This is a genomic window from Pseudoclavibacter sp. AY1H1, assembly GCF_002931055.1.
Classification (GTDB): Bacteria; Actinomycetota; Actinomycetes; order Actinomycetales; family Microbacteriaceae; genus Pseudoclavibacter.
The window spans coordinates 84789-94996 of sequence record NZ_PSXX01000015.1; the positions used below are offsets into that span (position 1 = coordinate 84789).

Annotated in this window: 9 protein-coding genes; 6 read left to right on the forward strand and 3 right to left on the reverse strand. The window is 70.4% G+C overall.

Annotation, left to right across the window (positions count from 1 at the left end; all coding sequences use genetic code 11):
* Positions 1-4: 4 nt before the first annotated feature.
* Positions 5-982: a tripartite tricarboxylate transporter substrate binding protein gene (locus C5E05_RS17875; protein ID WP_104240466.1), complete on the reverse strand. Its 978-nt coding sequence runs from the start codon at positions 980-982 to the stop codon at positions 5-7.
* A 159-nt stretch (positions 983-1141) separates the two neighbouring features.
* Here C5E05_RS17875 and C5E05_RS17880 point away from each other — a divergent pair, with 159 nt between their 5' ends.
* From C5E05_RS17880 to C5E05_RS17900, 5 genes are read left to right on the forward strand one after another with little or no spacing between them, the layout of a single operon-like run.
* Positions 1142-2086 (forward strand): siderophore-interacting protein, encoded by a 945-nt coding sequence (locus tag C5E05_RS17880; RefSeq protein ID WP_104240465.1) that lies wholly within the window; start codon positions 1142-1144, stop codon positions 2084-2086.
* A complete protein-coding gene (locus C5E05_RS17885) occupies positions 2083-3096 on the forward strand; it encodes an iron ABC transporter permease (RefSeq protein WP_104240464.1) in 1014 nt (337 codons plus the stop codon). Before C5E05_RS17880 ends, C5E05_RS17885 begins: the two co-directional genes overlap by 4 nt.
* Positions 3093-4163, forward strand: a complete 1071-nt coding sequence (locus C5E05_RS17890) for an iron chelate uptake ABC transporter family permease subunit (protein ID WP_258063029.1) — start codon at positions 3093-3095, stop codon at positions 4161-4163. Before C5E05_RS17885 ends, C5E05_RS17890 begins: the two co-directional genes overlap by 4 nt.
* Positions 4160-5026, forward strand: a complete 867-nt coding sequence (locus C5E05_RS17895) for an ABC transporter ATP-binding protein (protein ID WP_104240463.1) — start codon at positions 4160-4162, stop codon at positions 5024-5026. Before C5E05_RS17890 ends, C5E05_RS17895 begins: the two co-directional genes overlap by 4 nt.
* 50 nt (positions 5027-5076) lie before the next feature.
* A complete protein-coding gene (locus tag C5E05_RS17900; protein WP_104240462.1) occupies positions 5077-6105 on the forward strand; it encodes an ABC transporter substrate-binding protein in 1029 nt (342 codons plus the stop codon).
* Positions 6106-6210: 105 nt separating this feature from the next.
* On the opposite strand, the gene C5E05_RS17905 is transcribed toward C5E05_RS17900, so the two are convergent.
* Both C5E05_RS17905 and C5E05_RS17910 read right to left on the reverse strand, forming a co-directional pair.
* Positions 6211-6981, reverse strand: coding sequence for a fumarylacetoacetate hydrolase family protein (locus tag C5E05_RS17905; RefSeq protein ID WP_104240461.1), 771 nt, complete (start codon positions 6979-6981; stop codon positions 6211-6213).
* Positions 6982-7025: 44 nt separating this feature from the next.
* A complete protein-coding gene (locus C5E05_RS17910) occupies positions 7026-8627 on the reverse strand; it encodes an APC family permease (protein ID WP_181059721.1) in 1602 nt (533 codons plus the stop codon).
* 199 nt (positions 8628-8826) lie between these two features.
* On the opposite strand from C5E05_RS17910, the gene C5E05_RS17915 reads away from it, so the two are divergent.
* The gene (locus C5E05_RS17915; RefSeq protein ID WP_181059723.1) at positions 8827-10149 is read left to right on the forward strand and encodes an LCP family protein; all 1323 of its coding nucleotides are present in this window, start codon (positions 8827-8829) and stop codon (positions 10147-10149) included.
* The last annotated feature ends 59 nt before the right edge of the window (positions 10150-10208 follow it).

Here is a 10208-nt window from a genome sequence, read left to right on the forward strand (position 1 = left end):
GCCTCTACTCGCCGAACAGCTCTGCGAAGCGCTCGTTCTCGGCCTTCACGAAGTCGGTCGCCTCGTCGCCGGGGATGAACACGGGGATGTTGCCGCCCGATTCGATGAGCTCGACGTACTCGGAGCTGCCGGCCGCGGTCTCGAGCGCCGCCTGCAGCGACTCCTTGACCGCGGGGTCGAGCCCGGTCGGCGCGCCGACGGCGGCCCAGCTGCCGATGACGACGTCGTAGCCCTGCTCGCCCGCCGTCGGCACGTCAGGCAGCGCGGGGGCGCGTTCCTCGGTGAAGACGGCGAGCACGCGGAGTCGCCCGTCCTCGTCAGCGGGAGCGGTCTCGCCGATGCCGGCGACGACTGCGTCGACCTGGCCACCGACAGCTGCCGTGACCGCGGGGGCGCCGCCGTCGAAGGGCACGCCCTGGAACTCGACACCGGCGACGTTGCCGAGCTCGGTCGCCCCGGCCTCCCAGATCGAGCCGGGGCCGGCGTTGGAGATCGTGACGCTGCCCGGGCTCGCCGCCGCGGCGGCGACGAGCTCCTCGAGCGTCTGGTACGGGCTGTTCGCGGGGACCGCGATCGTGCCCGGCTGCTCGTTGACGATGCCGAGGAAGTCGTAGCTGGCGGGGTCGATGTCGTACCCCTGGTGGCCGAGCATGCTCACCTCGACGGGGAAGACCATGATCGAGTAGCCGTCAGCCGCGAGGCCGGCGACGTGCTGCATGCCGACGGAGCCGGCACCGCCGGGTCGGTTGTCGACGACGATCGACTGGCCCAGCTCGGACTCGAGCTGCGTCGCGAGGGTGCGGGCGGTGAGGTCGGTCGCACCTCCGGCCTGCGTCGGCGTGTAGAACGTGATGGCCTGCGAGGGAAACTCCTCGCCACCTGCGGTTCCGCCCGCGCGGTTCGCGCAGCCGGAGAGGGAGAGCACGGTCGCCGCGGTGGCGAGCAGCGCGAGGGGCGCCAGTTTCGAAGGACGTCGCTTCATCGGGGTTCCATCCACTTCGTTGGGAATGTGTTGCATATGTTGCAACGCGGTTGCAGTAACTGCACACATCGTATGAAACCCGAAAGCAGCACGCAAGTGGAAGCCGAAGATCGTCTCCAGAACTGGACGCAGGGGTAAGGCAAGGCTTATCTTTGCTCGGTGAGTGCTTCCACTGCTGTTCAGACCCGCCCCGCCTACCGGCCGTACTGCGCCGAGGTCAGAGCAGTGCAGCGCCTTGCTCCCGCATTCACCCGGGTGACCTTCACGTGCGACGACTTCGAGCACTTCGGCACGACCGGACTCGACCAGCGCATCAAGCTCATCCTCCCCATGGCGGACGGCACGACCAGCGACTTCGGGCAGCGCGACGCAGAGGTGCTCGACGCCGGCCTCTGGTACGAGCGCTGGCGGACGACCCCCACGGAACGCCGCAGCCCCCTGCGCACCTACACGGTGCGCCGCGTCGACCCGGACGCTCGCGAGATCGACGTCGACTTCGTCGTGCACCACGGCGCGGGTCCGGCGGGCGCCTGGGCCGAGAACGCGAAGCCGGGCGACGACCTCGTCATCGTCGGCCCCGACCAGCGCAGCGAGCACTCGCACCTCGGCGCGGACTGGCATCCCGGCACCGCCAAGCGCCTCCTGCTCGCGGGTGACGAGACCGCGGTTCCCGCGATCGGCTCGATCCTCGAATCGCTCAGCGACCGGTGCGAGGTGGATGCGCTCCTCGAGGTGCCCACGAGCGCCGACATCATCCCCATCGACGTGCCCGCCAGCTTCCGCATCACCTGGCTGCCCCGCGACGGCGCCGCCCACGGCGCCCGGCTGACGCAAGCCCTGCAGCAGTGGTGCCTCGACTCCCCCGAGGCGCTCGCGCAGGCCGCGGCCCCCCGCCCGCAGCAGATCGCCGACATCGACGTCGACGTCGACCTCCTCTGGGACAGCCCAGAGGACGGCGAAGGCGAGTTCTACGCGTGGATGGCCGGCGAGGCCGCCACCATCAAGACCCTCCGCCGCCACCTGGTGACCACCAACGGCGTCGACCGCAAGCGCGTCGCCTTCATGGGGTACTGGCGACTCGGCCAGTCCGAGCACCAGGAATGATCGCGGGCGCACGCGCGCGCCGCGTCCGCCTCGTCGCCGTCGGGGCGGTCGCCCTGCTCCTGGTCGCCGTGATCGTGAGCCTCCTCGTGGGGGCCCGCACCGTCGCGCCATCCGTGGTCGTGGATGCCCTGCTCGCGCCGAACCCGGACCTGGCCGACCACACCGTGGTCAGGGACCAGCGCATCCCCCGCACCCTCATCGGCGTCCTGGCCGGCGCGGCGCTCGCCGTCGCCGGCACCCTCATGCAGGGGATCACGCGCAACCCCCTCGCCGACCCGGGGCTCCTCGGCATCAACGCGGGTGCCTCCGTCGCCGTGCTCGTCGCCATCACGTTCTTCAGCATCTCCGCACCCACCGGGTTCGTGTGGTTCGCCTTCGCTGGGGCTGCCGTCGCCGCAGTCGTCGTCGCCGTCATCGGCACGCGCGGCCCGGACGGCGACAATCCGGCGAAGCTCGCGCTCACGGGCGCCGCCGTCACCGCCGGCCTCACCGCCGTGACGACCCTCATCCTCACCACCTCCATCGTGGCGCTCGACGTCTTCCGCTACTGGCAGGTCGGAGGCCTCACCTCGCGCGGCCTCGACACGGTCGCCGTCGTCGCGATCCCCCTGCTCATCGGCGGCATCATCGCCATCGCGAGCGCGCGCGGCCTCGACCTCATCGCCCTCGGCGCCGACACCGCGGCAGGCCTCGGCCAGAACGTGCCGCGCACGCGCGCGCTCGGCATCCTCGCGACCGTGCTGCTCTGCGGCGGGGCCACCTCGATCGCCGGGCCCATCGTCTTCATCGGGCTCCTCGTGCCGCACGCCCTGCGCGCGATGGTCGGCGACGACTACCGGCGGCTCCTCCTCATCGGCACGCCCCTCGGCGGCGCGGTGCTGCTCATCGCCGACATCGTCGGCCGCGTCATCGCGCCGCCGGGCGAGGTCCAGGCCGGTGTCGTGGTCGCCTTCGTCGGCGCCCCGGTGCTCATCGCGCTGGTCCTCCGCCGCAAGCAGGTGGCCCTGTGACCGCCCGCGATGTCCTCCCGAAGAACACGGCAGCGCCCCTCCGCGGCTCCGAGTCGCCGCTCGAGGCGGTGCGAGCCCGCGTCAGACGGCGCCGCGGGTTCGTCGTCGGCGGCGTCACCGTGGCTCTGATCGCCGTCGTCCTCCTCGGCGTCACGACCGGCGACTACCCGCTCACCCTCGAGCAGCTCGCGCGCACCCTGCTCGGGGGCGGCGACCGCCTCGAGTCCTACGTGCTCTTCCAGGTGCGGCTCCCGCGCGTGCTCATGGGCGTTTTGGTCGGCGCCTGCCTCGGCGTCGCCGGCGCCCTCCTGCAGGGCGTGCTCCGAAACCCGCTCGCGAGCCCCGACCTCCTCGGCATCAGCGGCGGCAGCAGCGTCGCAGCCGTGTTCCTGCTCCTCATCTTCGGCGTCACCGGGCCGATCCTCGCGGTCGCCGCCTTCGCCGGGGGGCTCGCGGTCGCCGCCATCCTGCTCCTCGCGGCAGGCAGGCGAGGCGAGGCCGGTTTCCGGCTCATCCTCGCCGGCATCGGCATCTCGTTCCTCACCGTCGCCATCATGAACTACCTCATGGTCCGCAGCCAGGTCGAGCTCGCTCAGGCCGCGCTGCTCTGGGTCACGGGCTCCCTCGCCTCCACCGCGTGGTGGCACCTCACCGTCGTCGCCGTCGTCGCCGTCGCGCTCCTCCCCGCCGTGCTCATCTCCGCGCGCTGGCTGCCGATCACCCAGCTCGGCGCATCCACGGCCGCCGGGCTCGGCGTCACCACCAGCCGGGTGCGGATGATCGCCGTCGTCTCCGCCGTGCTGCTCACCGCCGTCACGTGCGCCTTCGCGGGGCCCATCTCGTTCATCGCGCTCTGCGCACCGGCCATCGCCAGGTCCCTGCTCGGCCACGGCTCCATCGGAGTCGGGACAAGCGCGATCACGGGGGCCGCTCTCCTCACGGGCGCCGACCTCGTCGCGCAGTTCGCGATCCCGGACACCTCACTGCCCGTCGGAGTCGTCACGGGGGCCGTCGGCGCCGTGTTCCTGCTCTGGCTCCTCGCCTCGACGAAAGGACGCCAGCTGTGACCGGCGACCACCAAGCACCCGCAGCCTGGGTCGACCCCACCGCCGCAGCGCCAGCGGGGCCGCGCCTCTCCGCGCGCGGCCTCTCGGCCGGCTACCCCGGCCGCACCGTCATCGAAGGACTCGACCTCGACATCACCCCGGGCCGCATCACGATGATCATCGGCGCCAACGCCTGCGGTAAATCCACCCTCCTCGGCGTGCTCGCGCGCCTCACCTCGCCCCTCGCCGGCAGCGTGCAGCTCGACGACGTCGACGCCGCCAGCATCCCCAGGCGCCGGTTCGCGCAGACCGTCGGGATGCTCCCCCAGCATCCGACCGCCCCCGACGGACTCACGGTCGCCGAGCTCGTCTCGAGAGGCCGGCACCCGCACCGCGGACTCTTCGACCGCTGGGGAACCGCCGACACGAAGCACGTCGACGAGGCCATGCGCCGCACCGGCGTCGCGGAGCTCGCCGATCGACCGGTCGGCGACCTGTCCGGCGGGCAGCGGCAGCGCGTCTGGATCGCCATGTCCCTGGCGCAGAACCCCAAGGTGCTCCTCCTCGACGAGCCCACGACGTTCCTCGACCTCAGCCACCAGCTCGAGGTCCTCGACCTGCTCGTGAGCCTCAACCGGCGCGAGGGCACCACCATCGTCGTCGTCCTGCACGAGCTGAACCTCGCGGCCCGCTACGCCGACGAGCTCATCGTGATGCGCGACGGTCGCATCGTCGCCAACGGCTCCCCCACCGAGGTGCTCACGAAGGAGGTCGTCGCCGACGCCTTCGCCCTCGACGCGCTTGTCATGCCGGACCCCCTCACCAGAACACCCCTCATCGTCCCCGTCCCGGGAGGCGCCCACACGGGCAGCGAGCCCGAGTAGCCCCTCTCCACCCCCAGCTCTTCACGCATCCGCACGAAAGGAACCACCCCATGAACCGCACCCTCCGACCGATCGCCGCCGCCGCGGTGGCGGTCACGGCGCTCGCACTCAGCGCCTGCGCCCCCGCCGCCACCGACACGAGCGACGCGGCCGCCGCACCGGGCGACGCCGCGAGCTTCCCCGTCACCTTCGAGCACATGTACGGCACCACCACGATCGAAGAGGCGCCGACCCGCGTCGCGACGTGGGGATGGGGCGTCACCGACGCGGTCCTCGCGCTCGACATCGTCCCCGTCGCCATGGCCTCGATGGACTACGGCGGAGGCGAGGACCGCATCGCGCCGTGGGTCTCCGACAAGATCGAGGAGCTCGGCGGCGAAGCCCCCGTCATCCTCGACAACGCCACCTACGAGCTCTCCGTGGAGGCGCTGCTCGCCACCGACCCCGACGTGTTCATCGCGTCCTACTCCGGGCTCACGCAGGAGGAGTACGACGCCGTCACCGCGGCCGGCGTGCCCGTCGTCGCCCCCGAGGAAGCGATCTGGTCGACGCCGTGGCGTGACGTCATCACCGACACCGGCAAGGCCCTCGGCCTCGAGGCGGACGCCAACGAGATCCTCGCCGACCTCGACCAGCAGGTCGCCGATCAGGCCGCCGAGCACCCCGAGTTCGAAGGCACGACGATCGCCTACGCGTCCGAGGATGTGGACACCTTCTACCTCCTCCTCGAGAACGACCCGCGCGTCGAGCTGCTCACCGACCTCGGCTTCACGAGCGCACCATCCGTCGCGGAACTCGCAACCGGGGAGTCGACGTTCTCGACGACCGTCTCCAGCGAGAACCTCGACAAGATCGACGCGGACGTCGTCTTCACCCAGACCGAGACCGAGGAGCAGCTGCAGACGTTCCTGACCTCGGACCGCACGAAGCTCATCCCCGCCGTCTCCAAGGGCGCCGTCGCAGCGCTCGTGGGCGAGGAGAACGGCGCGGCCATCTCGCCGACCGCCCTCTCCATCCCGTTCTTCCTCCCGATGCTCGTCGAGCAGCTCGCCACGGCGACCGCGGTCGCGAAGAGCTAGCGACGGGGGCCCACCCCCACGCAGAACGCTGCCAGTCAGATGCGCCCTCTCGGAAGCCGAGGGGGCGCATCTGACTGGCAGCGGTGGTTCTGCCCGACCGAGCGCCTAGCGCGCGGTGACGGGGTTGGAGAGCGAGCCGATGCCCTCGATCGTGCAGGTGACCGTGTCGCCCTTCGCGAGCGGACCGACGCCCGCGGGCGTGCCCGTGAGGATGATGTCGCCCGGCAGCAGCGTGAACACGCTCGACGCGTACTCGACGAGCTTCGCGACCGACGTGATCATCTGCGAGAGGTCGCCCTCCTGGCGCAGCTCGCCGTTGACCTCAGCGGTGATGCGGCCCTTCGAGGGGTCGAAGTCGGTCTCGATGATCGGGCCGAGCGGGCAGAACGAGTCGAAGCCCTTCGCGCGAGCCCACTGGCCGTCGCTCTTCTGCAGGTCACGGGCCGTGACGTCGTTCGCGATCGTGTAGCCGAAGATGACCTGAGCCGCGTCGGCGGCCGGCACGTTGCGGGCGACCTGGCCGATGACGACGGCGAGCTCCGCCTCGTGGTCGACGCGCTCCGACTGGGGCGGCAGCACGATCGGGTGGCGGGGGCCGATAACCGAGGTGTTCGGCTTGAGGAACATCATGGGCACCTCGGCGGCCTCGTTGCCGAGCTCGTTCGCGTGCTCCGCGTAGTTGCGTCCGAAGCCGATCACCTTCGAGCGCGGCAGCACGGGCGACTGCAGCTGCACCTGGTCGATCGGGATGCGTTCGTCGAGCGTCTCGTAGCCGAGGTAGAGGGGGTCACCCGCCAGCTTGACGTAGACCTTCTCCTCCTCGTCGAGGATGCCGAAAGTGAGCTGACCCTGGTATTCGAAGCGCGCGATCTTCACCGTGCCAGCCTACAGCGGCGCGGCCGAGCCCGCGCCGAGCCGCTTCATTGCAGCGCCGGCGCAGGCTCCGCGTCGCCATCCGCGCCCGTCTTGATCGTCTCGCCGCGGAAGAACCCCGGGCTGCGGACGTACTGCACGACCATGAGCACGACGCCGAGCAGGAGCACGCCGACCCCGAGCACGAATACGAGGCCGATGCCGTCCTGCGCGATGCCGTCGGCGTCGTAGCTCGTCGCGAAGACCGCGGAGCCCGAGCCGAACGACGGCGACAGCGACGCCCTGGCGGTCTCGAAGAAGAAGTAGAGCAGCGCGAGCCCGCCGAGCAGCGGGAAGAGGAACCGGAAGAACAGGTTCCGCGTCGAGGAGAACAGCGAGCGGCGGAAGTACCAGACGCATGCGAGCCCCGTGACGCCGTAGTAGAAGCACACCATGAGGCCGAGCGCCGCGATGGTGTCCCAGAGGGCGTTCTCGGAGAGCAGCCGCAGCACGATGTAGAAGACGATCGCCGCGGCCGCCGAGGCGATGGTCGCCACCGACGGCGACTTGAAGCGGGGGCTCACGCTGGCGTACGACCTGGGCAGCGCCCCGTAATGCCCCATGGCGAGGAGCGTGCGAGAGGGCGACACCATCGTCGACTGCAGCGAGGCCGCCGAGCTGAACATGACGGCGACCGTCATGAGCAGCGCGAACGGGCCCATGATCGGCTCCGCGAGGGAGGCGAGGATGCTCTCCTGATTGTCTGGGTTGCCGGCACCGAGGCCCTCCTCGCCGATACCCGCGTAGGCGAGGACCGCAAGCGTCATCAGCACGTAGATCGCGACCATGACGAAGATCGTGAGCATGGAGGCACGGCCCGGGGTCTTCTCCGGATCCTTCGCCTCCTCGTTCATCGTGATGACCGTGTCCCAGCCCCAGAACAGGAAGATCGACAGCGAGACGCCGGCGGAGATCGCAGCGAGCGAGCCCACCTCGAACGGGTTGAACCACGACAGCTCGATGGGGGTCGCGTCGAACGCGGTGCCGTTCCCGACATGCACGAACGCCGCGATGATGAACCAGACGATGGCGATGAGCTGCACCACGACGAGGACGTACTGCACCTTCTTCGTCGACTCGACGCCGCGGTAGGAGATCCACGCGGCGAGGGCAGTGAAGATGACGGTCATCGGGATGTTGATCCACAGCACGCGCGTCAGGTCCGCGAGCTCCGGGTTCTGGAAGATCTGCGCCAGCATGATGAAGAAGAAGTCGACGGCGACGGCCGCGAGGTTCGAGAGGACGAGGACGGTCGCGGCGATGAGCCCCCATCCGCCCATCCACCCGATCCACGGACCGAACGCGCGGGTCGCCCACGTGAACGAGGTGCCCGAGTCCGGCATGGCCGTGTTGAGCTCCCGGTAGCCGAACACGACAAGCAGCATCGGGATGAACCCGACCAGCATGATGGCGGGCGTGTAGACGCCGACCTGCGCGATGGTGGGGCCGAGGCCGGACGTGACGGCGTAGGCGGGCGCGATGCAGGAGACGCCGATGACGGCCGCCCCGAGCACCCCGACCTTGCCGGCGGAGAGGCCCTTCGCGCTCAGTCCCCCACCATGCAGCTCCTCGTTGAGCTTCGCCGCCGCTGCGGTTTCCGATGTTGTCATTTGGTGATGATGGCCCATCCCCGGAGAACCGTCAATGGGCCGAAACGGCCCGGAAATATTGCGTGAATCGACAGAACGGCCGGGGCCTCCGGGGCGGCGCTCGGTTTGCATTGCGCCGCGCCTCGCGAGACATTGGCAGTTGTCAGATATCGCCCCTCCCTTGACCGACGGCGGGCATCGACCTCGAGCGAGAGGGACCATGAAGAGGCCCACAGATCCGCATCCCGTGATCGAGACCCTGCTCAACGGCGGCGGCGACGACGAGCCGCAGCCCAGAACCCGGTCCTCCAGGCGGACACCGGCGGTTGGACCTCGCCGCCCGATCACCGGCAGCGGGCGCCACGTCTCGCGGCGCAGGCGCACGAACTCGAAGTTCGTGCGACGCCGCCTCATGGTCGCCGCCGCGGCGGCCGTCTGCGTGACCATGGTCGCCGGCATCGGCTTCATCTCCGCGACCTACTTCCAGGTCGTGGGCAACCTCGCCGACAACGCCGTGGGTCGAGCGGACGGAACGGGCACCGAGATCTCCGGATGGGATGGCCCCGTTAACATCCTCATCATGGGCTCCGACTCCAGGGACGGGCAGTCGAGCGCCGACTACGGGGAGGCCAGCGGGGCGCGGTCCGACGTCATGATGCTGCTGCACGTGTCGGCCGATCGCGAGGACGCGACCCTCATCAGCATTCCCCGAGACACGATGCTGCCGACCCCGGAATGCACGACCCCGGACGGTGCCATCGTGCCAGCGCAGGAGGCCGCGCAGATCAACGGGGCGCTCGAGAACGGGCCGTTCTGCTCGCTCGACACGATCCGCGACTTCACCGGCCTGGACATCGACCACTTCATCGTCGTCGGCTTCGACGGCGTCATCGGCATCACGGAGGCCATCGGCGGCGTCGACGTGTGCGTCGAGAACGACATCGCCGACGACTACTCGGGGCTGTACATGACCGCGGGCACCCACAGCCTCCAGGGCGAGGCGGCCCTCGCCTTCCTGCGCACGCGGCACGGCTTCGCCGACGGGAGCGACCTGGGGCGCATCCAGGCGCAGCAGGCGTTCCTCGCCTCCCTCGCTCGGAAGGTCACGAGCGCCGGCACGCTCACGAACCCAGGGGCCCTCTACGGGCTCGCCGACTCCGCGTCGAAGGCCATGACCGTCGACGAGGCCCTCGCCCAGCCGAGCAGCCTCGTCGCGCTCGCGCAGACGCTCGCGAACGTCGACCTCGACCGCATCGTCATGCTGCAGCTGCCCGTCGCGCCCTATTGGGCGGACCCGAACCGAGTCGAGCCGATCACGGCGGAGACCGACGCCATCTTCGCGACCCTCCGCGCCGACCAGCCGCTGTCGTTCCAGGATGACCAGGCAGCGGATGCACCCGACGGCGACAGCGAGCAGGAAGGCCCGGAACAGCCCGACGACGCGACGCGATCGGACGACGCGGCTGCCGCGCCCGGCGAGCCGCTGACCCTCTCCGACGACATCGTCGGCCGGACGGCGGAGGACACCACCTGCGCGAGCTGACCTCGCCGCCCCGCCCCCGCTCTGCAACGCCCACCCGAGCTGCGCAACACCCCCTGTGC

What these genes read in the sequence shown, in the direction of transcription:
- C5E05_RS17915 (WP_181059723.1), top strand. Translation starts at nt 8,827, where the DNA reads ATGAAGAGGCCCACAGATCCGCATCCCGTGATCGAGACCCTGCTCAAC.
- C5E05_RS17885 (WP_104240464.1), top strand. Translation starts at nt 2,083, where the DNA reads ATGATCGCGGGCGCACGCGCGCGCCGCGTCCGCCTCGTCGCCGTCGGG.
- C5E05_RS17875 (WP_104240466.1), bottom strand. Translation starts at nt 982, where the DNA reads ATGAAGCGACGTCCTTCGAAACTGGCGCCCCTCGCGCTGCTCGCCACC.
- C5E05_RS17900 (WP_104240462.1), top strand. Translation starts at nt 5,077, where the DNA reads ATGAACCGCACCCTCCGACCGATCGCCGCCGCCGCGGTGGCGGTCACG.
- C5E05_RS17910 (WP_181059721.1), bottom strand. Translation starts at nt 8,627, where the DNA reads ATGACAACATCGGAAACCGCAGCGGCGGCGAAGCTCAACGAGGAGCTG.